Source organism: Chitinophaga sp. XS-30, from assembly GCF_008086345.1.
Taxonomy (GTDB): domain Bacteria; phylum Bacteroidota; class Bacteroidia; order Chitinophagales; family Chitinophagaceae; genus Chitinophaga.
Genome location: NZ_CP043006.1, coordinates 5,503,836 through 5,526,964 on the forward strand (window position 1 = coordinate 5,503,836; position 23,129 = coordinate 5,526,964).

At 52.2% G+C, this 23,129-nt stretch carries 18 protein-coding genes and 1 tRNA gene; 2 read left to right on the forward strand and 17 right to left on the reverse strand.

What is annotated here, in order from left to right; genetic code table 11:
* The 4 genes from FW415_RS22000 to FW415_RS22015 are packed head-to-tail and all read right to left on the reverse strand — an operon-like array spanning position 1 to position 4,278.
* On the reverse strand, positions 1-948 hold the full coding sequence (locus FW415_RS22000) for a hypothetical protein (protein WP_148389280.1): 948 nt from the start codon (positions 946-948) through the stop codon (positions 1-3).
* A 14-nt stretch (positions 949-962) separates the two neighbouring features.
* Complete coding sequence (locus FW415_RS22005) at positions 963-2,180, reverse strand: Nramp family divalent metal transporter (protein WP_148389281.1); 1,218 nt, start codon at positions 2,178-2,180, stop codon at positions 963-965.
* A gap of 13 nt (positions 2,181-2,193) precedes the next feature.
* A complete protein-coding gene (locus tag FW415_RS22010; protein WP_148389282.1) occupies positions 2,194-3,255 on the reverse strand; it encodes a dihydrodipicolinate synthase family protein in 1,062 nt (353 codons plus the stop codon).
* Between the two features lie 6 nt (positions 3,256-3,261).
* Positions 3,262-4,278: an NAD(P)-dependent oxidoreductase gene (locus FW415_RS22015; protein WP_148389283.1), complete on the reverse strand. Its 1,017-nt coding sequence runs from the start codon at positions 4,276-4,278 to the stop codon at positions 3,262-3,264.
* Positions 4,279-4,649: 371 nt separating this feature from the next.
* Between FW415_RS22015 and FW415_RS22020 the strand changes: the two genes are divergently transcribed.
* On the forward strand, positions 4,650-5,891 hold the full coding sequence (locus tag FW415_RS22020; protein ID WP_148389284.1) for a PmoA family protein: 1,242 nt from the start codon (positions 4,650-4,652) through the stop codon (positions 5,889-5,891).
* Between the two features lie 32 nt (positions 5,892-5,923).
* Positions 5,924-7,345: a Gfo/Idh/MocA family protein gene (locus FW415_RS22025; RefSeq protein WP_148389285.1), complete on the forward strand. Its 1,422-nt coding sequence runs from the start codon at positions 5,924-5,926 to the stop codon at positions 7,343-7,345.
* Between the two features lie 4 nt (positions 7,346-7,349).
* Here the strand turns inward: FW415_RS22025 and FW415_RS22030 are convergent, their stop codons facing one another.
* From FW415_RS22030 to FW415_RS22090, 13 genes are all read right to left on the reverse strand, one after another.
* Positions 7,350-7,766 carry a secondary thiamine-phosphate synthase enzyme YjbQ gene (locus tag FW415_RS22030; RefSeq protein WP_371417066.1) on the reverse strand — a complete coding sequence of 139 codons (417 nt, stop codon included), beginning with the start codon at positions 7,764-7,766 and terminating at the stop codon, positions 7,350-7,352.
* A 117-nt stretch (positions 7,767-7,883) separates the two neighbouring features.
* Positions 7,884-7,954 (reverse strand) — tRNA-Gln (locus FW415_RS22035).
* Between the two features lie 100 nt (positions 7,955-8,054).
* Entirely contained in the window at positions 8,055-9,071 is a 1,017-nt protein-coding gene (locus FW415_RS22040; RefSeq protein WP_148389287.1) for a glycosyltransferase family 9 protein, read from the reverse strand.
* Positions 9,055-9,660: a DUF4254 domain-containing protein gene (locus tag FW415_RS22045; protein WP_148389288.1), complete on the reverse strand. Its 606-nt coding sequence runs from the start codon at positions 9,658-9,660 to the stop codon at positions 9,055-9,057. Before FW415_RS22045 ends, FW415_RS22040 begins: the two co-directional genes overlap by 17 nt.
* Before the next feature lie 534 nt (positions 9,661-10,194).
* Complete coding sequence (locus FW415_RS22050) at positions 10,195-11,028, reverse strand: endonuclease/exonuclease/phosphatase family protein (protein WP_148389289.1); 834 nt, start codon at positions 11,026-11,028, stop codon at positions 10,195-10,197.
* Positions 11,029-11,047: 19 nt separating this feature from the next.
* A complete protein-coding gene (locus tag FW415_RS22055; RefSeq protein ID WP_148389290.1) occupies positions 11,048-12,235 on the reverse strand; it encodes a BT_3987 domain-containing protein in 1,188 nt (395 codons plus the stop codon).
* 33 nt (positions 12,236-12,268) lie between these two features.
* Positions 12,269-14,113: a RagB/SusD family nutrient uptake outer membrane protein gene (locus tag FW415_RS22060; RefSeq protein ID WP_210420772.1), complete on the reverse strand. Its 1,845-nt coding sequence runs from the start codon at positions 14,111-14,113 to the stop codon at positions 12,269-12,271.
* Positions 14,114-14,126: 13 nt separating this feature from the next.
* Entirely contained in the window at positions 14,127-17,450 is a 3,324-nt protein-coding gene (locus FW415_RS22065) for a SusC/RagA family TonB-linked outer membrane protein (RefSeq protein WP_168208942.1), read from the reverse strand.
* Positions 17,451-17,642: 192 nt separating this feature from the next.
* Positions 17,643-18,734 (reverse strand): FecR domain-containing protein, encoded by a 1,092-nt coding sequence (locus tag FW415_RS22070; RefSeq protein WP_148389292.1) that lies wholly within the window; start codon positions 18,732-18,734, stop codon positions 17,643-17,645.
* A 67-nt stretch (positions 18,735-18,801) separates the two neighbouring features.
* The gene (locus FW415_RS22075; protein ID WP_148389293.1) at positions 18,802-19,368 is read right to left on the reverse strand and encodes an RNA polymerase sigma-70 factor; all 567 of its coding nucleotides are present in this window, start codon (positions 19,366-19,368) and stop codon (positions 18,802-18,804) included.
* Positions 19,369-19,524: 156 nt separating this feature from the next.
* Positions 19,525-20,949, reverse strand: coding sequence for an APC family permease (locus FW415_RS22080; protein ID WP_148389294.1), 1,425 nt, complete (start codon positions 20,947-20,949; stop codon positions 19,525-19,527).
* A 75-nt stretch (positions 20,950-21,024) separates the two neighbouring features.
* Positions 21,025-21,636 (reverse strand): OmpH family outer membrane protein, encoded by a 612-nt coding sequence (locus FW415_RS22085; protein ID WP_148389295.1) that lies wholly within the window; start codon positions 21,634-21,636, stop codon positions 21,025-21,027.
* A 281-nt stretch (positions 21,637-21,917) separates the two neighbouring features.
* Complete coding sequence (locus FW415_RS22090) at positions 21,918-22,955, reverse strand: glycerophosphodiester phosphodiesterase family protein (RefSeq protein ID WP_148389296.1); 1,038 nt, start codon at positions 22,953-22,955, stop codon at positions 21,918-21,920.
* Positions 22,956-23,129: the final 174 nt, after the last annotated feature.

Below are 23,129 nucleotides of genomic sequence, written 5' to 3' on the forward strand. Positions count from 1 at the left end.
TTAATATTTTATCGGCCCGATATATTTTCTGGCCATGACGATGTTGCTGTACCTGATGTGATGCACTTCATTCAGCGGGCTTTCATCGTCATAGAACTCAATGCAAATGTAGGTGATCTTCAGCTCAGGGTCCGTACGCCAGCGAAATCCCGGAAAAGGCGCATCATCCGGATTGTTGAACCAGGAATCCTTCTCCCATCTCCCGTTGGGGAAACCCGGTCCCCAATGCCCCACCAGCACTCCATCCTGCCACACCTTCAACTCCCCGTTATACGCCGTTACCGGATCATTGAGTTTTACCATCATTTCCACGCACATCCATTTGTCCCACGGAAGCTCACGGGCAGTAGGACTTCCGTTCACCATATCATTTCCATAACAGCTGGTGCCGCCATTCCAGCTTTTCATATCGCCCCAATACAGGTACGTATCCATCGATGGTTCGTTTATTGGTTCGTAGGACATGGACATTCTTTTATCACCAAGACCGCATTTTCCGGCCTGCCCGAAATGATAGTCGCTCGGCGGGTTATGCCCGCCCATTCTTACGGATTCATGGTGAATATACCCTTTGGAACTTAAAGGATATTTAACGTAGTAACGGAGGAATATCGTGCCATCAAGACCGGGCGTAAATCTTTTGAACAGGTGGCCGCCATCATTCACGCCGCCCTTGTTGGTGATCATCAGCGAATGGCCGGCGCTTCTTTCCGGCACATCGGCAGCGGAGACGGACATCCCTTCGCCGTTCTTCACATCTGTGTAGCGGCTGAATATTTTCGGCAATCCGTCATCGAACATCTCGGCGAACAACACATCGGGGTCATCCGCTATTCCCGCGTCGCCGGGGTAACGGTCTGCGATCGTTGTGTGCTGCGCATGCGGCAATGGTTTCATCCAGTTGCCCCAGCAAAGGAAGGTAAAGCATAAGATCTTTAAAGCGTTCATAGCCATATCATTGATCAGTATTGAAAAATATCTGCGATACTTTTGATCGCCAGCCCTGTCAGCAGGCACAAGCCCAATATGGCCAGCACATTCTGCAGGCGCGAGTTGCGATACCTGCCCATGATCTGCCCGTCATTGGCGATGAAGAAAATGGCGAAGCCGATGAACGGCACCAGGAATATCGTGATACGCTGGGCGATGATCAGCAGTTCGATGGGCAGCCTTCCGAAAATGAAGGCCACCGCGGCGCCAAGGACCATGATAGCTGCGGTAAAGATACGCACCGGTTTGGCATTGAAATCGCTGCCATATCCCAACGCATCCGCCAGAAATATCCCGCCTACGGAAGCGTTGCCGATCAGCGATGAGAAGGAGGCACTGAACAGTCCGCTCAGGAACAACACGAATGCATACCGCCCGAAAACCGGTTCCAGGGCTTTAGCCATATCCGTGGCACTGGTTACGGCAATACCGCGGGGATACAAAACGGCCGCTGCGCATACCAGTACCGTAACGCTCATCAGGCCGAGGATCAATATACCGAAAAGACTGTCCCGCCCCTTCTGCGCCCCGGCCGGATCGATCCTGCGCCGTTGCTGCACCAGGTAGGCCTGATAACTTGCACCGACAATGGAAAAGCAGGAAGCCACGAACGCAATGCTCAGCCCTTCAGAACCCTGTGGCAGCGATGGCGTCAGTCCGGATGCGATTTCAGCCACTCCCGCCTCCACCATCAGCATAGTGGTCAAAAAGGCAGTCAGCATAAGAACGATCATCAGGATCATGACCTTCTCCAGCACTTTATAAAAAGAGCGAAAGAACAGCAGGCTGATGGACAGCAATGAGCAAATCAGTATCCAGGGTTTTACCGGCGTACCGGTCAATTCCGATAACGATATGCCTACACCCACCGCATTGCCGGCCTGGAACGAAGCAGTCACGAGAAAGACCGCCACACCCGTTGCCACCGCCGTTCTTTTGCCCATTTTTTTCCTGACCGTGCCGATCAGCGACTGGTCCGAAGCGATGCCTATGCGGGTAGCCAGCATGGTGAACACCGCCATAAAGAAAACCGCCACCACCACGATCCAGATCAGCGAGAAACCATACTCGGCGCCCATCTTTGAAGTGATCGTGATCTTGCTCGGCCCGAATACGAGGGCAGCCGTGATGATCCCCGGCCCCAGGGGGCGCAGCGTCCGTGCTATCCAGCCCTCTTTTTTTGCTATCATGTTATTGGTCGTTTCATGGCCGTGTGAGGTTATTCCGCTGCAAAAAAGCCCGCACAAATGCATCATCCATATGTTCCGGATACGCGCGGCATATCCTGTCTATTTCCTCCAGCTGCCCCGGGGACAGTTTCTCTTGCGGGCTGAGGCACCAGATGCCTTCCATCAGCCCCTGCCGCCGCAGCACTTCATGTACACCGGCGATGGAACCTTTGTAGGCGTTGGCGGCATCAAAAATGGCGGCGTTCATATCCGTGACAATGGTGTTGAGCGTTAGCAGACGGTCAACATCTGCATAAGCATTGCCGATGCACTGTTTAACTTCGGCCAGATACTGCACCGCCTTGCCCGTCCAAACCGCCCAGTGGCCAAGTAATCCGCCGGTAAAGCGTTTTTCCGTTACTTTCCCGTTGACAACAAACCGGTATGGCGTCAGCAGGTCGATGATAATGTTATCATCATTACCCGTGTACAGCGCTATCTCCCCGCTTCTGCCGGAATCACATACAGCCCTGACCACGTCAATGGTCTGATACCGGTTAAAGGCAGCGACCTTGATAGCGTGAACATTGGGGATCGATGCGAACTCCCGCCAGAAATCATAGCTCAGGCGGCGGCCGCCTACGGCGGGCTGGAGATAGAACCCGAACAACGGAATGATATCCGCTACCGCCTTCGCCCGTTCGATCAATGCTTTCTCCGAAAGTTCCGCCAGTCCGCCCGTGCTTAGCAGGCCAAGGTGATACCCGTATTTCCGGGCCAGTTCTGCATCCTTCAATGCGGCGTCAACCGGACCGCTGATGCCGGCCACTTTTATAAAAGGGCGTTCCGGCCCGGCTTTGTCGATCTCCTCCGCGGCCAGCCGCAGCACCGGTTCCAGGAGATTGAACGCGGGATCGCGGATCTCGAACTGCGTGGTATGTACGCCTACGGCAACACCTCCCGCGCCGCTGGCCATGTAGTATCGTGTCAATGCCCGCTGCCGCTCCTCGTTCAACATCAGGTCCCTGTCCAGCGCAAGCGGATGCGCCGGGATCACTGTGCCTTCGTGCAGCAGGGAATAAATTCCTTGATTCATATTGTATCAGAATTGCCCTTTCCGCTGCTGGAAATGGGTGGGTTTATTGATGATTTTGCCGCCTTCGGACAGCCAGCGTGCGATGATATCGATCATCACTTTCAGCATCACCTTCGGATAGCCGAAAAGGTGAAAAGCTTCTGCGGCATTGCTGAGCAATGCGGTGGGCTGTTCTTCACCCGTGAACACCGGGCTTTGGCCGAGCCTTTTGCCGAACTCCTCCGCGATCCAGCGGACAGGTATTGTTTCCGGACCGGTGACGTTCAATATTTTCGCAGGAAACGAACAGTGGTGCAGCGCCCTGATGGCCATCTCATTCGCATCGCCCTGCCATATCACATTTACATGCCCCATCGCCAGGTCTATTGCCCTGCCTTCTTTTACAGACTTTGCTATCTCCAGCAATACGCCATAACTCACGTCATTGGCATAATTGAGCCGGAACATCAGCAACGGCGTTTGAAAAAGTGATGAATGATACTGGAAGATGCGTTCACGCCCGAGGCAGGACTGTGCATATTCGCCAATGGGGCCTGTCGCCTCCGTTTCATCCAGTCCGCCCTGAGCTACGGGACTTAGCGGGTACACGTTCCCGGTGGAGAAAACAACGATCCTTGCATCCCGGTATTTCTCCGCCACCTTCCCGGGGAGATAAGTGTTCATGGCCCAGGTGAAGGGTGCGTTGCCGGCGGTGCCGAACTTCGTACCGGCGAGATAAAGGACGTTGGGCACATCCGGCAGCGCTTTCAACTGATCTCCCTTTAAGAGATCGGCCGCAATCGTTTCAATGCCGCAGGCCTGAAGGTCTTCCGCCAGTCCGGCTTCGGAGAACCGCGAAGCGGCAATCACCTTTTTACCGGTTCCTGATTTGTCTATGGCCTGTTTGGCCAGCTTCGCCATGGCCGGGCCCATCTTGCCGCCTGCGCCGAGGATGAGGATATCCCCTTCCAGTCGCGCTACATCATTGATGAGCGCTTCCGAAGGCGTTAACAGGCTGTCTACAATTTGTTCGATATGCTTCATGCCAGATTGATTTATGACAACTATCCGGAAATTATTTTCGTTTCCTGATGATTCAGGTTTAAAAATAATAAAATGATCCGAATTAGTAAGGAAATAAAAATGAATTTATATTTCGTAACATTATTTATCACATGCACGGAGGAACATTTCATTGAATCACCATATGCATACCAAGAACAATCGGTTGTTCCACGGCAACGCACAGATAACCGCTAAAAAACAGGCTTAAACCTTCTTTATTTTCAGCATGAGGCGTTTTTGTTCCAATTATTTCATGCAATCGGTTCCATTTTTACGTTTTTTGTTCGATATTAGCTGGAACAGGGAGCGTATTCCTGGCAAACCCAAAACGAATCGATCACATTCCACATATGAAATATCTTTTTTGCATACTGATAACCGCTTTCGCCTTTACGGCATCCCGCGCGCAAAGAATAGCGGAATTGACCGTTCATACAAACGGGTCAATGCCGGGCACGGATATTCCCGTTAGTATAAACCTGGACGGGATAACGCTTTTGCCCGAAACCGCGATCACACTGGTGGAAGTGAAAAACGGGAAACGGCTGCCGGTGGCCTGCCAGATCGAAAACAAAGGCAGGCGGACCTTGTACTGGATCATTCACCGGGACGATCCAAAGACTTCAAAACGGGTATTTGAATTGGTGAAAGGAACGCCCAGAGAAACGGCCCCATCGGTACAGGTTACAAAAGAAACGGGTGCATTGGTGATCAGCGCCGGTCAAAAAAAATTACTGCAATACAATTACAAAACGCATTATCCCCCTGCGGGAGCAGACACGGCCTTTAAACGCAGCGGGTTTATTCATCCGCTGTGGACACCGCACGGACAGGCTCTGACGCGCATCAATCCCCCCGATCATTATCACCACTACGGATTATGGAACCCATGGACAAAGGTGCTGTTCGAAGGCGAGACGGTTGATTTCTGGAACCTGAAGGATAAAAAAGGGACGGTTCGTTTTGCGGATTTTGTATCTCTCGAACAGGGTGCGGTGTACGGCGGTTACCAGGTCTTGCATCAGCATGTTGTATTTAAAAAGGACGGGAGTGAAAAAATAGCCATCAATGAGCTGCAGTCCGTCCGTATTTATCAGCCTTCAGCTTTTCAGGATTATTACCTGGCCGATGTTACCATACAGCTTAACTGTGCTGCCGGCAGCCCGGTTGTTCTGCAGGAATACCGCTATGGCGGGTTAGGATGGCGGGCCACAGCGGACTGGAACAAGCACAACAGTGAAATGCTCACCTCTGAAGGAAATACCCGTAAAGATGCAGATGGTTCAAAGGCCCGTTGGGTGATCGTTCAGGGAAGCCTCGGCCAGGATTATGGCGGAGCGGTAATGATGTCATATCCCGTCAACTACAATTATCCCGAACCACTTCGGATATGGCCCGAGAATATCATGCCCGATGGCGATGTTTACGCAAATTTTTCGCCTACAAAGGATATGGACTGGACATTGGAACCGGGACATGACTACGTTCTGAAATATCGCTTCCTGGTATTTAATGGCAAATTCGATCAGAAAAAGGCAGAAGCGGCATGGCAATATTTTGCCCATCCTCCTGAAATATCAGTGAAGCAATAGCATCCGTTCACGTATAAAAATTCTGTTACGTTATGAGAAAGCCCGACAAATCAGCCTGCAACCGCAGGGATTTCCTTAAAACAGCTGCAAAAAGCGCATTGGCCGGAACGGTTGCCATAAGCGGATTTCCTGCCATTGTACCTTCGACGGTATTCGGCAAAACGGCGCCCAGCAACAAGATCAATATCGGACAGATAGGCTGCGGCCGGATCGCGAGAGGACATGATCTGCCCGAAACGTTTAAACATGACGCCGCCCGCATTATTGCCGTCAGTGATGTGGATAGCCACCGGCAGGCATCATGTAAAAAACTGATCGAAGGCTGGTACGAAAAGAAAACAGGCAAATCAGATTATATAGCTGTCAAAGCGTATGATGATTACCATGATCTGCTGGCCAATAAGGACATAGATGCGGTGATCATCAGCACACCTGACCACTGGCATGCGCAACCCGCTATTGAAGCCGCACTGGCCGGCAAGCATATTTATTTGCAAAAACCCACTTCTCTCACCATTGAGGAAGGACGGATGATGAGTGATATCGTGCGCAAAACAGGTGTGACCTTTCAGCTTGGCAGCCAGCAACGGTCAGTACAACCCTGGCCCCAGTTCAAAAAAGCCTGCGAGCTCGTAAGGAACGGTCATATCGGGGAATTGCATACCGTCCGGATCGGCCTTCCTTTTGACCCTCCCGGAGGCGATACTACGGAAATGCCGGTTCCGGGGCATCTGCATTACGACAGGTGGCTGGGATCTACGCCTTATATCTATTATACCAGGGACCGTGTGCATCCCGACAATGTAAACGGGCGGGGAGGCTGGCTGCGATGCGAACAGTTTGGCGCAGGAATGATCACCGGCTGGGGCGTTCATCATATAGATATCGCACACTGGGGAATGGATACAGAATACACCGGGCCGATCGAAATAGAAGCCACCGCCGAATTTCCCGAAACAGGATTGTGGAATGTGCATGGCAGGTACGAAGTAAACGCGTTGTATGCAACCGGAGTGAAGATGCAGATCGGAGGAGATAACCCGAACGGGGTCCGTTTTGAAGGCAGCAAAGGATGGATATTTGTAACCAGGGGAAACGTAGGCGTAACCGCAACCGATCCGGGAAGCGGGGATAACAACAAACCTTTCCAGGCAAGCGATCCCGGGATTTTACAGGCAGAAACCGGGCCGAAAGACATCCGGCTTTACAGCAGCGCTGAACAGCATGCCAACTGGCTGGATTGCATCCAGAACAAAAAACAGACGATCAGTCCCGCCGAGGTAGCTCACCGCTCATGCAGCGCCTGCCTTGTAGCGCATATTGCCATGAAAGTGCCGGGCAAGTTGTATTGGGACCCGGAGAAGGAAACGTTCAGGAACAACACAGAAGCCAACAAATGGCTATCCCGGCCGCAGCGCTACCCATATGGCACAAATTATATCCTGCATACGTAACAAGCTATTCTCCCCAGACCGTGATCACCAGCTTCCTTCTGCCGCCATGATCGCGGTGCTCGCATAAATAAACGCCCTGCCACATCCCCAGCGCCAGGCGGCCGTTACGCACCGGTATCATTACCGAGCTTCCCAGTAAAGCCGCCTTGAGATGCGCCGGCATATCATCCGGCCCCTCATCGTTATGCACATAATCGGGATCATTTTCCGGGACCGATTTGGAAAAGTAGGTTTCAAAATCTTTTCTGACGGTGGGGTCTGCATTCTCATTGATCGTCAGCGAAGCGGAAGTATGCTGGATAAATACCTGGCAGATGCCGGTTTTGAATGCGGCGATCTGGGGTATTGCCTGGATGATCTCTGTAGTGATCAGGTGGAAACCTCTGGGCCTTGGGTTCAGTTCAAGTGTTTGCTGATGTATTTTCATGGGCTGCTTTTTAGGAAGCGATCGTGCCGCAATAAATTACGCTGCGTGAAAGGAGAGTCAACCGCCTGCAAAGAAAAAGGCTGAAACACTTATCAGAGCGCTTCAGCCTTGTTGCCTCACCAGGATTCGAACCTAGACAAACAGAACCAAAATCTGTCGTACTACCATTATACTATGAGGCAATCATTCAATTGGGATTGCAAAAGTAGAACTTTTTTCATTTTTGCAAAATAAACTTACGACTTTTTTGCGAAAAACCCTGAGTCTCAATCCCATGGCTACTCAGCGCAGTCCCAGTACAGCTGCGGCACGCTCCGTCACCCGTTCGGGAGCAAGTTGCTCCATACAGGCATGATCTCCACGAAAACAGGGTTTATTGCCGAATACCGAACACGGCCGGCAATACAGATCGATCTGCACAGCATTTTCCTCCGGCTGCCCGAACCCCATAAATCCCGCATAAGGATGCGTAGCGCCCCAAATGGATACAACCGGCACACCAGACAGCGATGCCAGGTGCATATTGGCGGAATCCATACTGACCATCAGGTCCAGCCCGCTGATAATGGCCAGCTCTTCCGCAAGGCTGTAACGGCCCGCCACCACTTCCAGCCGGGGATATTTCCCGGCCAGCGCGGTCAGTTGGGCGGTCTCCTGTTTTCCGCCGCCGAAAAGGCTGATATCCACATCCGGATATTCCAGCAGCCGGCGGATCACGGCTTCCATTTTTGCCAGCGGATAGGTTTTCTCGCGATAGGTAGCAAACGGCGCGATGCCTATCTTCCGGCGGCCGGTAAGGTGCTGTTCCCGCTGCGGCACACGGTCCGAAGGAGCGTATCCCAATAACCGGAACACGTTGCGGTAACGTTGTACTGTTGTTGTGAGCGGCCTCAACACTTTATTGTCCTTGCTTGTCAGTTGTTTCTTCGATGCCCTGCCCTTGTCGATCACCGCCACAGGGATACCTGCCATCCGGTAGAAACTGCGCAGTATGCGGGAACGCAGCACATGATGCAGGTCCGCCACTGCCGATATTCCCGGGTGCGCTTTGCGCAGGGCGGTAAACAGGCGGTACAGTCCAGGCACACCTTTATGAACGCCTTTGAGGTCTGCCGGGTAAAAGATCAGCCGGGGAATACCCTCGCAAAGCGCTTCCCAGTTCCGGTTGGTCACAAACACGATGGTCAGCTCCGGATGGGCTTCCAGCACCTGTTTCATGACGGGAATGGTCATGGCTACATCTCCGAAAGCGGAAAAACGGATGGCCAGGATGGTATGGGCGTTATGGCTTTTGCCCATAGAGTACGGGGTTAAGCGAGGGATCGTTGTACATTTTCATCTGCCGGTACACCTTCATGTACTTGCGGCCCTGGCTGATGTCTTCCAGCAGCTCTTCGATGGCCCGGGAGAGATCGGTCTGCTGGTCCAGCAGAATATCCAGTTTCGCCTGACAGGCAGCGCGGTGTTCCGGTGTGGCATCCGGACGCTGTGCCTCTTCCCGCATATGGTAGATCTTGAGACTGAGAATGGACAGGCGGTCGATTGCCCAGGCGGGGCTTTCCGTATTGATAGAAGCTTCCGGCAGGGGCTTCACTTCTTTATACTTTTCAAGGAAATAACTGTCGATATACTCCACCATATCGGTACGTTCCTGGTTGGAGCGGTCTATCCAGCGTTTGAGCTTCAGCGCTTCCACAGGGTCTATCTCCGGGTCCCGCACCACATCCTCCAGATGCCATTGCACGGTATCGATCCAGTTCTTGGCATACAGCAGATGCTCGATCTTGTTGCCTTCATAAGGATTTTCAATGGGCCGGTAAATGTCATTATTCACATGATAGTCCCGGATGCTCTGTTCGAAAACGTTCTTGGATAGTGCGGTAAACATGCAGCAAAAGTAAAAAAAAAGCACACTGTAGATACAATGTGCCGGGCATAAATCATGTGAATGTTCGAGAATGCAATTGTGTAGGCTTCTAATGGTTCTCTAAAAAGAGGGCTTTTCAAAAACTTTTGCCATTACAACTGGTACAGGCCGTTTCCAGCCAGCAAATATTTTATATATGTAAACAATAAAAACCTTGCGAAGGAATCATTGTCTTTTATGGTCAGGTGTTTGTTCTTGGAATTTCGGGTCACATAGTCATACAGGGTAAGAGGCCGGATTGTTGGCATTACTTAAGCTAAATCTGGTTGTAAATTACAACAGGCAACTGAGATAATTTCGCAGTGGGGGGATTTTTTGACAATTACGAAAAATCCGTTTGCAAGTGCTTAAGAATCAAAAAGGAAGGGACTGTGCGGACAGGCAATTCGGATATCCCGGATACCGGCCGGGCACAAAATCGCGCCCGCGAGCCGGTAAAACAAGGTGAATTACGATCAGCAGCGTCCCTTCCTTTGGGGGTTATTCAGTTCAGCATTATCGCTTCCGGGTCATCTGCAACACGGCTACCACGGGCAAGTGATCGGATGCCAGCTTGCCGGTCACCGGGCCATAACTGATCACCCGGAAGTCTGCGGCAGACCGGTACATGATATAATCGATCGTTCTGTCCGGCTTGTCTGAAGGGAACGTGAAGGCGCAGCTGAGGCATCCGGGGGTAAAAGCCTGTTTGAGCGTGCTGATCGTCCCGCTGGCCGGCAGTGCATTCAGGTCCCCGGCAATGATCAGCGGCCCGGTGATCTGCGGCACTACGGTGTTCACGATCTCGCCGGCTTGCAGCAAACGGTTTTCCTCCCGGGCAAGATGGTCAAGATGGGTGGATGCAAAATGGATGCGCATACCCTCCTTTTCCACGGTCACCATGGCAACGGAACGCAGTTCCGAGCCGGGTATGGCCACGGGCAGGGCGTACCGGGCAGAGTCGAGAAGCGGCAGGCGGGACAGTACGGCATCGCCATATTCACCCCCATCATGTGCGATGGCCCTGGTGAAATAGTGGTACATGCCCGTCAGCCGCCCCAGTTCCTTTGCCTGGTCCACCGTAACGCCGCTGCGCCGGGTGTACCGGTCCACTTCCGAAAGCGCTACCAGGTCCGGCTGAATGGCATTGATCACATCCGCCGTACCCTGCAGGTCAATTTCCGTGCTGTTCATCGGTATGCCGCGCCGGATATTGTAGCTCATCACTTTGATATTCACTTTTACGGAAGCTCCCGTGGTATCCGGCCCCGCAGGGCCCGGCGTTCCGCCCTTTCCTTTGCTGCAGGCAGCTGCCAGCACGGCAACCAGCAATAAACAGGTCATTCTCATCTTAAAAACATTCAGTTGTTCAATAATAGATCTGCATCCGGGAAATAACAGGCAGGTGATCGCTGGTGGAAGCGCCGCCCACTTTGTTCTCTACGATCCTGAATCGCTCCGCGGGTGCATAAATGATGTAATCGGTGTGACTGGAAGGATTGCTTGCCGGGTAGTTGAATGCACAGCCCTCCGTACAAATGAGTGAAAACCTGGTTTTCAGCTGCAGATAGGTATCCCCTGCCAGCTGGTCATTGAAGTTGCCGCCTACGATCAGCGGGCCTTCCACATCTTTCAGGAATTCCAGCAATTGCGCCGGCTGCCCTTCCCTGCGTGCGGCATTGGCGTTGAAGTGTGTACCGGCGAATGTCAGCGTCTGGCCTTCTTTCACCTGTACTTTGATCACAGCCAGCGGGCCGGGCTCGCCTGAGGGAACGGTAAGGATATACCGGGCGCTGTCAATGATCGGGTAACGGGAAAGCACGGCCGTGCCATACTCTCCGCCATCGTAGTTCATGGCCTTTGCAAAGAATTGTTGCATGCCGAGTTTCTCCGCGATCTCGGCGGGCATATCCACGTATCCGCTGCGTTTCGTATTCTTGTCGATCTCACGGATCACGATCAGGTCTGCATTCAGCGGACGCAATACCTCCACCACCGCATTCACGTCCATCACGGAAGATTTCTTGCCAAAGGATACCGCCCGGATATCCAGGCCCTCGCGTTGCGCTTCCACCAGGAAGTAGGCCGTACGGAGGGATTCGTTCACCGGCAGATTCCCGCTCACCTGGTCTATGGACACCGGCAACAGATACTGCTTCAGGGATTCCAGCACGCCGGCTGTTTTCAGCTCAAGTTGCAGCGGCGCCGTGCTTTGCCGGCCTTTGCCGATGGTGCCGCTGGTCTGCAGCAACTCATAACTGCCGGCAGGCAGCGGGTCATACGATGTCCCATGCTGCTGGTTGAATGCTGCTATCAACCCGTTATCTACCTTGAATTTCACCTCGATGTCGCTGCCGGGGGACACGGGGCCGCCGTATGCCGCGCCAAAGATGACCGTCTGCGGCGTGTCCGCCATCACCAGCGATACCTTCGCCGGCATATCCACCGCCTGCGGCATGTAGATCTTCACATACTTTTCCGGCTCGGCTATACCCTGGTCGTATTTGCAGGCAGAGAGGAAAAGCATGATGTTAAGTATGCTGATCAAATATTTCATATCGTCTTGATTTGTCTTTGTGAATGTGTTCTTTTACCAGCCGGTGTTCTGCACGATATTCCTGTCTTTATCCAGTTCATCCTGCGGTATGGGAAACAGGTAATAGTTCTTCCGGAACACCCGTGTTTCGAATACTGTTCTGCGATAGAAGGCCGGGGGATCGGCATCTACGTTCATGCCCCAGAAAGCGCCGTGGTCCGTTTGTTCCGCGATCTTCCACCTGCGTGTATCGAAATAGCGGAGGTATTCGAATGCCAGCTCGATCTGCCGTTCGTGACGGATGGCTTCGCGCATGGCGGCCTGGCCTGATGGTACGGGCAGTGGTGAGGCTCCCGCGCCATATTGCGGCACACCGGCCCTTTCACGGATCATGTTGAGATAGCGGAGAATATCGGAGTGGCCCGGTTCTGCTTCATTCAATGCTTCCACATAATTGAGCAGCACTTCCCCGAAGCGGAATACCACATAAGCCCGTTCTGCATACTTGTTCAGGCGCGGATTGGTCAGCGGAGATACATTCTTGCGGTTGAGATAACCGGTGCGGGAATGGTCCCAGGAACCCTTCTTCCCGGATTCACCGGAGAACCAGGTCTGGATGACCTTGTTGCCTTCGCTGGTATTGATCCAGTAGGAACCGGGGTAGGATACGGTTACATAAAACCGCGGCTCCCTGTTCACATACATATTGGAAACGCCGTTAGGATGGTATTTTCCGGCGGAGGTGGCAAAGCCTGTTTCCCGGTAGCCGGATGCCGGATTAATGATGGGGGAGCCATCTGAATTGTAGCCGGTGATGGGACGCAGACCATTATCCATTTCAAACTGGTCCACCAGTTGCTGTGTGGGACCGGTAGCAGAGAAGCCTGCCGCTATGCCCCGTGGCGTAGCTGTGCGCTCCCATGCTGAAATGGAGCTTTTTGCGCGGGCGAATATCCATTCACTGTTCCAGGTATCGAGGAAAAGATCGCGGCATGAAGCCAGGGGATCGATATTCCCGCTGCCATCGTATTTTTTGTACAGGGAGAAAAGGCCTTCATCAATCAGTGCTTTGGAAGCATCGGCCGCGCGCCGCCACTTGTCCGGGTCCGTAGTCTGACTGATCAGCTGCTTGCCGTCTGCATTCTGCAACCCGGCATAGTCTCTGTTGCCATTGAACAGCGGGCTGGCGGCATACAGCAACAATCTCGCTTTTACGGCCATTGCAGCGGCTTTGGTGGCCCTTCCGTAGTCAAGTTCCGGCTGCACGGTAAAATGATCCGGCAGTTCTGTGGCTGCCTGATCCAGCTCCGCTACCACGTATGCCACACATTCATCAAAAGAACTGCGCGGAAGGTTCATGCGCGGATCACTGGCCGGTACATCGCCGGGGATCAGTTCATCTCCGGCCAGCACAACGGGCCCATACTGCTGCATCAGCAGGAAATAGGCATAGGCCCGCAGGAACCGGGCTTCGCCCGTGTACTGACGGACCAGTTCTTCTCCGTTGCTTTCAAGCAGTATCTGCGGATTGGAACCTACATGCGCCATGAAATAGGTGGCGGACCGGATGCCCTGGTAGTAGGCTGTCCAGAAATTATAATAATTGGAAGATGCATTCCAGTTACCGAGATTCATCTTGTAAGAATTGTAATCCGGCCGGTCGTAGGAAACATCACCTTCATCGGATGAACCGATCCAGGGGATACCGGCTGTTACGCCTGCAGGGTCTTTCATCACCACATTGTAAATGTTGGCGAGATATTGCTCCGTGAGGTCCCTCCGGGAAAATACCTGCTCCATGGACAGCCGGTCATCCGGCACCTGGTCCAGAAAACCTTTCTGGCAGGCCGTGAAGGATAATATTGTCAGCAGAAAAAGGATACCGCCTATGCTGTTCATATACATCATATTTTTAGAAAGTAAAATCAATACCGGCGCTGTATGTTTTGATCATCGGAAATGCAGCGCCGCTGCCATTCCCCAACTCTACATCCCATAATTTGAAAGGCGACATGGTGAACAGGTTCATCCCTTCCAGGAATATCTGCGCATTCCTGATCTTTGCCCTGCCCAGCAGGGATTTCGGCATGTTGTAAGCCAGCTGCGCATTTTTCAGGCGCATATAGCGGCCGTTGCGCAGCCAGAACGTGCTTTGCGCGTAGTTGTCGTTGATGGTGCCGGGCGTGAGCCTTGGATAGAAGGCATCGGGATTGGGGTTTTCGAGTGACCAGCGGTCATCTATGTTGCTGTAGAGGTTGCCTCTTGTCAGCCCCTGCTGGAAAGGGATCATACCTTCTCCGCTGAGATAGATGTCCACATTCCCGATGCCCTGAAATAACCCGGACAGGGAAAATGATTTATAGGAAAAGGTAAAGCCGATGCCATAGATGATCTCCGGTATCTGCCCGTAGCCGATGGCCTTTCTGTCCATCGCATCGATCTTGCCGTCTCCGTTCAGATCTTTGTATTTGATATCCCCCGCACGGGTATCGCCGGTTTGTTTCGGGCTATTGGCCACTTCATGATCGCTTTCAAAAAGACCGAGTGCCACATAACCGAAGGTCTGCTCTACTTTGTATCCTCTTTCTTCAAGCCAGGGATAGGCCCGCGGAGGTTCATCGTTCTCGATCACCTTGTTGCGGGTGAACGTGAAATTCCCGAGCAGCTGGAACCGGAAGTCCTTCCCGATATTACTGTTCCAGGTAACGGAACCGTCAATGCCCTTGTTCTCCACAATACCCACGTTGCCGAATGGCGCCTTGCGGAGCCCTACGTATGCAGGCACGGACACTTTCCGGAGAAAGATACCTTCCCTTCGCTCTCTGAATATGTCCGCCTGAATGCTGATGCCTTTCAGCAGCTGCATATCGATGCCGAGATTGGTCTTGGCAGAGGTCTCCCAGGTCACGTCTGCGGCATATTCTCCAATATCTTTCCCGCCGTAGGTATTGTTCATGTTCCTGCCAAACGTATAACCTGTCGGGGATTCCACCGTTGCGATGTAGGCAAAGCGGCGGCCGTCTATCGTGCTGCTGCCTACAATGCCGTGCGAGAAACGCACCTTCGCCATCTGTACAATATGCTTGAAGCCCTGGAAGAATTTCTCTTCCGACAACAGCCAGCCCGCGCCGATGGAAGGGAAAAAGCCGAAGCGGTTCTCCGGTGCAAAGTTCTCGGAACCGTTATAACCGAAGTTGGCTTCCAGGAAATATTTGTCAGCATAACCATAGGTGGCGCGCCCGCTGACACCCCTGAAACGCTGCGGCAGGGAGATCAGCAGATCATCGGTCTGCGTATCGATCTTGTCGCTTTGGTTATAGATTACCATTGCACCGATGGCATGTTTACCGAATTCATTCATATAGTTGATCGAAGCCTCGTTGTACAAGGAGCGGTTTCCGATCTTGTTGGTGCTGTATCCCAGGTAGTCATCACCCCGCACCACTTCCTGGTAGATTAGGTTGCCGTCCGCATCCCGGCCGGTTGCCCTCCAGGTATTGGGTTTCTTGGTACGGCGCTGGCTCAGGTAATTATAGGCATCAAAGGAGAACATGGCATTGATGGAGAGCCCCTTTGTGATGAAGTCCAGATCCTGCCGCACCTGCAGATTGGAGTACAGCTGGTTGCGCCATTGATTGGCGTATCCCGTTTGCGTAAGCATGGCCCAGGGATTGCTGAGCGCATTGGTGCCTGCGGGAATGTCCGGTATCTTCCCGTCTTTGTACATCACGGGATAGGTGATAGGCGACAGAAAGAAAGCCTTCTCGAATATTTCTTTCGCGCCGGCGCCGGGATAGTTCACATTGGCCAGCCAGCCCTGCAACCCAAGTTTGACATTCGTTGTACGGGTGGGTTGCAGGGTGAGGTTGGAGGTCACGTTGTACCGCTTGAAAGCGATCTCGGAATTGTACGTGGTGAGGGCATCTGTTTTATACATGCCCACTTCATCAAAATAAGTAGCACCTACATAGTAAGTGGCCTTTTCACTGCCGCCGTTGATATTCATGTTCACACGGCGGGTGCGGCCGTATTTATTGAATAGTTCCTTGAACCAGTTAACATCGGGGTAAAGCTCGGGATCGGCCTGCGTACGGGTCATTTCGATCGCCTCATCTGAATAGATGGGTGTTCCGCCGCGGGTCTCCAGCGCTTCATTGGAGGCTTTCATATATGCCACGCCGTCCGCAAAATCAGGGATGCGGGTGAGGCTGGTGATGCCCTCATTATATCTCAGGCGGACCTGCGGTTTGCCCAGCCTGCCGGTCTTGGTGGTGATCAGCACTACCCCGTTTGCACCGCGTACACCATATACGGCTGTTGCGGATGCATCTTTCAGGATGGCGAAGCTCGCCACATCTTCCGGATCTACGTTGTTCATATCGCGCGGCACGCCATCCACGAGGATCAGCGGTTTGCTGAGCGAGCTTTTGAAGGTGGATACGCCCCTGATCCAGATATCCGCCCCCGCGCCGATCTCCCCGTTGCGCTGCACGGAGATGACGCCGGACAAACGGCCACCGATCACGGTGCTGAGGTTCGCGGTGGGAAGTTGCAGCTCCGAGGGTTTTACGGAAGATTGCGCCCCTATGAGGCTGATCTTCTTCTGCTGACCGAAACCGATCACCACCACTTCATTCAGGCCGCCTTCCACTGCTTCCATCACCACATTGATCTCCTCCCTGTTCCGGACGGCGATCACCTGCTGTTTGTATCCGATGTAGGAAAATTCCAGCGAATCCTTAGGCTCGGCGCTGATGGCATACATGCCTTTATCATCCGTCACGGCGCCGGTTGCCTTCCCTTTCACGCGTACGGAAACGCCCGGCAGGCTGTTGCCCATACCGTCTTTCACAAAGCCTTTGATCTCCATGGCAAAACGGGGAGCCGCCGCAGCTGAAGGCTGCAATGGGCCGGAGTTGTAGGCATTACGGATCACAATGGTCTGCCCCACTACTTCCCAGCTCAGTTTTGCCGGCTCCAGCAGATCTTTCAGCACTTCGCCCAGTTTCCTGTCTTTCACAGACAGGTTCACATTGTCTGACAATGCGGAATGGGTGCTGTAAACAAAATCCACATTGACCCGGTTGCCAAGCATTTGCAGCGTGGTTTCCAGCGTTTCATTCCTGACCTGCAGGCGTACCTTTCGGTCTAATACGGTTTGACCTTCCGCGCTGCGCGAAAATGCCAGCTGCAGCGACATCAGTACAAACACAAATCCAATGGCTGATCCTCTCATGATGACAAGGATTGAGTGTTTAGAGAACCGGTAAAAATCCATACATTTGATTGTTTTTAGGAACATTAAACATGGCCCCCATGTGCAGGTTGGCGCTCGCACGGGGGGCTTTTCTTTTATGATAACAGGATGCCCGTTCAGGCATACGTATATGTCTGTCCTTGATCTGTTGCTATGTTGTTATGGAAACTGTCAGTTGCAGGGGCGGTCATTATGAATGACGACCTCATTCCCCTCAATAGTGCATTCCGCGTTAATTGATATACAGATGATTTTTATAATGTCAGCCGGTGTTTGGTTGACGTGGAACCGGCCGTTGATCTCGCATTCGTTTTCATAACTGTTGAGTATCCTGATCCGGATCCCGAAAGTGCGCTCCAGCGCTGCCGTTACATCGCTGAGCGGAGTACGGTAAAAGTTAAGCTGACCTTCCATCCAGGCATTATAAAGCGTATCCTTCGTTCCTTCATGGCTGATCCTGTTTTTTTGCCGGTCATATACGCCCACCTCTCCGGATGCCACCAATACTTTATCTGCTTCCGTTGTTTCTTCCCGGCTGATCTTGTCCTCCTGCCGGTCGTACACCGCCTTTTCTCCGGATGTGACCAGTAATTTATCCCCTGATCTCAACTTGCTGAGCTCCACTTTTCCCGTCATAACGCCAACGCTTATACGCTTATCTCCGGGATATGCCGATATGTTGAAATTTGTGCCCAGCACCCGTGTCTGCAATTCTCCGCTTTTGATCACAAAGGGATGTTCGGGACTGGCCTGCACTTCAAAATAGGCTTCGCCTTCCAGCCGCACTTCCCGGTCTTTCCAGTTTTCCGCATAACTTAACCGGCTGCCGCTGTTCAGCACCACCACGGAGCTGTCCGGCAGCACAATTCTTTTTGTTTCCCGGTATGCCGTGGTCACCGTGTGAAGCTGCTGCGGCATCAGGCTGCCGCGGAAAAGGTAAAGCAGCGTTGCCCCCAGCACAACAAGCAGCACCGCCGCGATGCGCAGCCCGGCATACCAGCCGCGCCTCCGGGCCTTCATGTGAATGACGGCTGTTTCTTCCCCGCCGGCATGTTGCACCCCCTCATCTTTCCCTATCGTCTGTTTCACGTCATGAAACAACCCGGCTAGGTATTCCTGCTGCGCTGCAGCGGACATCGCTTTCCATTCCCCGTCCTGCTGCGGCCTGCTGTCCAGCCAGTGCTGCACCGCCCGCTCTTCTTCAGGTGTACAATTCCCCGCGAGGTATTTATCCAGCAGTTTGCTGATTTGCGCTTGCTCCATGAGTGGACTTTACATATATATTGTCGAATGAAGAAATGTTGTGGTACTATAAACGGAGGAAAAAAATTCAGAAAAGAAAGAACAGCAACTTTTTCAGGGAAAAACGCAAGTGCTTCAATACGGTTGTGAGCTGGTTCTTTACGGTTTGCGAAGAAATATTCAGGGTACTGGCAATTTCATTGACACTCATGTGTTGCTGGCGGCTCAGGCGGTAAATTTCGCGGGCCCGGGGCGGCATCCGGTCCAGTTCGGCGGTGATGGCATTATCCAGGTCCCGGTACACGATCAGCTGACCCGTAGTGTTATCTATTTCCTTTTCAGCCGTATGCATGGCCTCCTTATAATCCTCCCGCAGCATATTCCTGCGCAGGTGATCGATCACACGGAAACGTACGGCCTGCATCAGGTAAGCACGCAGGGACTGGTTCACATGCAACTGCTCCCGCTTCGCCCACAGCTCTACCAGCAGATCATGGATGATATCCCGTGCTTCTTCCAGGGAAACCAGCTTTCCTGCAGCAAAGTCCATCATCTCTTTTGCGTACCGGTTATAGAGCCATTCGAATGCCTCCATATCCCCTGTTCTGAAACGGAGTATCCATGCTGATTCCTCTATGTTAGCTGTACCGTTCATGTTTTCGTAATGGTAAAGGTAGGATGGTCGTTAAATTAGCCAAAAATAGTTAACTATCAAATATTCGCCGGTTTATTGCGCTTTAGCTAATTGTTAACAAATGAAAAGGAGGAATGCAGCGGTTGCATTCCTCCTTTCACATGCAGCATAAAGCCGTTATTTTTTACGCAATGCGATAAAATACAATGGAATACCCAACAGTATGATCCCTAACCCGGGAATAGCATAATTGGGTTCATAGATGAGCAGCAGCACGGCCAGCGCAAACGCCACGAGCATATAAATGGCCGGCAGCACCGGGTAGCCGAATGCCTTGTAGCTTCTGGGCGCATCGGGTTGTTTCTTCCGCAGGATGAAAATGCCGAGGATGGTCAGCACATAGAATATCAGCACGCCGAAGATCACCATAGCCAGCAGATCACCATAGCTGCCGGAGAGGCATAACAGCGACGCCCATACGCATTGTATCCAGAGGCCGTTCCCCGGTACGCTGAAACGGTTCAGGTCACCTACCTTTTTAAAGAACAGCCCGTCCTGCGCCATCGTGTAATAGATGCGTGCGCCGGAAAGTATAAGCCCATTGTTGCATCCGAAAGTGGAGATGATGATCATGGCGGCAATAGCGGCTGCGCCGATGCCGGTACCGAAGATCCTTTCCGCCGCGGCCATCCCTACCCTGCCTTCTTTTGCAAAAGCGATCTCCTGAAAAGGCACTACGGCCAGGTACATAAAATTGGCCGCAAGATAGATGATGGTAACAATAAATGTTCCCAGGAACAGCGCACGGCCGATGTTCTTTTGCGGATTGCGGATCTCCCCGGCAATAAAGGTCACGTTATTCCAGGCATCGCTGGAAAAAAGCGTGCCTTTCATGGAAACGGCCATAGCACCAAACAGGGCCAGGCCGCTGAGCATAACGGGTACGGAAAGCTCCGTTCCGCCACCGGTACCGATCTGCATCGGCACCCAGGCTTGCTGCCAGTTGGCGTCCCATATTTCCTGCCGCGCGCCGATAAGGAAACCGAAAATGATCAGGGCGAACAGGGAAAATATCTTTGTAAAGGTGAATACGGTCTGAATGATCTTCCCGTTTCTTACTCCGCGGGTATTGATATAGGTCAGCAGGATGATCGACGCTATGGCGATCAGCTGGGCCACGGATACATGGAAGCTTCCCAGGGTTAGCACATAACTGCTTTCGCTCAGCGCAGGCTCAAAATACCCGATGTATTTCGCAAAGGCCATGGCTACCGCGGCAATGGTGCCCGTCTGTATCACACCGAACTGCGTCCACCCGAAAAGAAAGGCCACAAAAGGGTTGTATGCCTCTCGCAGGTACACATATTGCCCGCCTGCCCTAGGATACATGCCCGATAATTCTCCATAGCTGAGCGCGGCGATCAGCGTGACCACGCCGGCCAGCAGCCACATGGCCATCATCCACCCGGCGGAGCCCACCATCTGCGCTACTTCTGCGGATACAATAAAAATACCGGAACCAATCATGGAACCGGCTACGATCATGGTGGCATCCACCAAGCCCAGACTGGGCTTAAATGCGTTTTCCTGGTTGACTGACATGCGAGGTTGATGTGAGGTTGATATAATGGTATGGCAAAAAAAATCCCGGTAACTGCGTACCGGGATTAAATGTAGTTATTTTTTTGCGGCAGCGGTGGCATTCAGTTCCCTGATCACCTCCCTGGTGACATCATAGGCTTCATCCTTGTACAGGATATTGCTGGCGCCGCTGCGGTAAGAAAAGATGAAGGAATATTCCTTATCGGCATTGAATTTCCGGATGCACTCGTCCAGCCGCTTCTGCAGATCTTCGTTGAATTGCGCTTCCTGGGTCTGCAGCTGAGCGAACAGATTCTGGCGGTACACTTCATGTTCCTGCGCTTTCTTCTGCAGGCTGGCTTCCGCGGCCTGGCCTTCGGACTGCGTCATGGTAGGGGCTCTCTGCGCCAGTGAATTGTATTCGTTCTGCAGCTTTCTCTCCCTTCCGCTAAGATCATTCTGGGCTCCCTCTTTCTTCTTTTCCAGCTCTGCTTTCTTTTCTTTGAAATAATCGTAGTATGCCTCAAGTGTATCAATATCTACATAGGCCAGCTTTTGGCTAACTGCTGCGATGGATTGTTCTTCGGTCGATTTGTTGTTTCCGGAATTGTTGGCGGCAGTTTTATCATTTTGCTGGCAGGCAGTGAATACTCCGGCTACCGCCGCCAGAAAAAGACCATTTTTCACAAAAAGTTGACGAGTGTACATGTTGATCGGTAGTTTTTTTAACCCTTGAATGTAATAAAATGCTTATGGCGGCTAAAATAAGGTTTTTGAGATGAAAAAAAACGTTAAAATGGGAATATGGAAAGAAAGTATGGGTAAGGCTTTGCGGTCAAAACTTATCAGGTAAACCGCTCTGCGGCGCACAGGGTTTAGCAGTAAAAGCAACCTGACGGCTGAGCCTCTGACCAGGCGCCGGAATAAAAAAGGGACTGCACCAATCACCTGATACAGCCCTTTCCCGGTTCCTTTAGCGGAACAAGTGCCTATTTTACTTTTTCCAGCAATATTTCCGGTTCATTGGTGGTCAGATAATCCACCCCGGCTTTCAGGTACCTGTCCATATCCGCAGGGTCGTTGACCGTCCAGATATTGGTGGTAACACCGGCCTTCTTTGCCGCCTGCAGGATGCTGATATCCTTGTCGATGACCTTGAAGCTGTAGTCCAGTCCCCATATATGATCAGCTTTCAGCTCCGCGGGGCTTTTATCTCCGTTGAGATAAGCTACTTTGGCGAAGGGGTCCAGTTCCACCAGTTTTTTGCAGATATTGTAATCGAAGCTGATGTACAGCATCCAGGCCTGGCACTGATATTTGCGGACCAGATCATAACAGGCCTGCGTCAGTTCAATGGCGCGGCCTGTCTTCGACGGTTTCAGTTCCAGTACCATCCGGGTATTATTCTGTTTCATGGCTTCCAGGATATATTCTTCGAAAGTCGGTACCCGGTCTCCGTTCTTCAGCTTGATCTGCTGGAGTTCCGCCAGCGGCGTTTCCTCCACGGATTTGCCGCCGATGTGCGGATCATGCGACAATACCGGCACGCCATCGGCAGACAACCAGACATCAAACTCTGAACCTTCACAGCCGATACGGATGGCATCTTTGAGAGAGGTCAGCGAATTCTCGCTGCCCGCGTTATTCTTGAATGCGCCACGATGCGCTACGACCTTGTTGCGGTGAAAATCATCCCTTACGAGCGTAAAACGCTCCCGGCTGTTTCCGTTCAGTACGGTAACGGTATACTGGAATCCCGGAGCATCTGCGGGAATGGACTGTTTCTTCCGGAGCCGCAGCTCCCCTTTTTTACTGATCATGAACAGGCCGGAAGTATCTTCCAGCATTGGCCGACGGCTTAGTACGCCGTATTGATCATGTAATTTGCCCACCAGGGCGCCTTTTTTCGCCACGGGGACCGTATAATTATCCAGATGCAGATTGCGGGATTGACCCAAAGCCGCTACAGCAGCTAACATGGCAGGGAGCATGATCAGACTTTTCGTAAGTCGATAACGTACACGCATGGTTTGATATTTTCTGATTGAGATGATAACGCTTACCTTATGTTACAAATGAAGTTTTATAAGATTACAAAATACTTACAGTTACTTACATTTCAAAATCCAGGCAAGGTAAAACGAAACTTTGGATATCGGGAGCGGGCGGAATTAAATTAATATTAAAACAGGCTTTCCGGG

Coding starts and splice junctions, on each gene's coding strand:
- FW415_RS22065 (WP_168208942.1), bottom strand. CDS start 17,450: ATGAGAGGATCAGCCATTGGATTTGTGTTTGTACTGATGTCGCTGCAG.
- FW415_RS22045 (WP_148389288.1), bottom strand. CDS start 9,660: ATGTTTACCGCACTATCCAAGAACGTTTTCGAACAGAGCATCCGGGAC.
- FW415_RS22055 (WP_148389290.1), bottom strand. CDS start 12,235: ATGAAATATTTGATCAGCATACTTAACATCATGCTTTTCCTCTCTGCC.
- FW415_RS22040 (WP_148389287.1), bottom strand. CDS start 9,071: ATGGGCAAAAGCCATAACGCCCATACCATCCTGGCCATCCGTTTTTCC.
- FW415_RS22080 (WP_148389294.1), bottom strand. CDS start 20,949: ATGTCAGTCAACCAGGAAAACGCATTTAAGCCCAGTCTGGGCTTGGTG.
- FW415_RS22075 (WP_148389293.1), bottom strand. CDS start 19,368: ATGAACGGTACAGCTAACATAGAGGAATCAGCATGGATACTCCGTTTC.
- FW415_RS22060 (WP_210420772.1), bottom strand. CDS start 14,113: ATGAACAGCATAGGCGGTATCCTTTTTCTGCTGACAATATTATCCTTC.
- FW415_RS22050 (WP_148389289.1), bottom strand. CDS start 11,028: ATGAGAATGACCTGTTTATTGCTGGTTGCCGTGCTGGCAGCTGCCTGC.
- FW415_RS22070 (WP_148389292.1), bottom strand. CDS start 18,734: ATGGAGCAAGCGCAAATCAGCAAACTGCTGGATAAATACCTCGCGGGG.
- FW415_RS22010 (WP_148389282.1), bottom strand. CDS start 3,255: ATGAATCAAGGAATTTATTCCCTGCTGCACGAAGGCACAGTGATCCCG.
- FW415_RS22090 (WP_148389296.1), bottom strand. CDS start 22,955: ATGCGTGTACGTTATCGACTTACGAAAAGTCTGATCATGCTCCCTGCC.
- FW415_RS22025 (WP_148389285.1), top strand. CDS start 5,924: ATGAGAAAGCCCGACAAATCAGCCTGCAACCGCAGGGATTTCCTTAAA.
- FW415_RS22015 (WP_148389283.1), bottom strand. CDS start 4,278: ATGAAGCATATCGAACAAATTGTAGACAGCCTGTTAACGCCTTCGGAA.
- FW415_RS22000 (WP_148389280.1), bottom strand. CDS start 948: ATGAACGCTTTAAAGATCTTATGCTTTACCTTCCTTTGCTGGGGCAAC.
- FW415_RS22005 (WP_148389281.1), bottom strand. CDS start 2,180: ATGATAGCAAAAAAAGAGGGCTGGATAGCACGGACGCTGCGCCCCCTG.
- FW415_RS22020 (WP_148389284.1), top strand. CDS start 4,650: ATGAAATATCTTTTTTGCATACTGATAACCGCTTTCGCCTTTACGGCA.
- FW415_RS22085 (WP_148389295.1), bottom strand. CDS start 21,636: ATGTACACTCGTCAACTTTTTGTGAAAAATGGTCTTTTTCTGGCGGCG.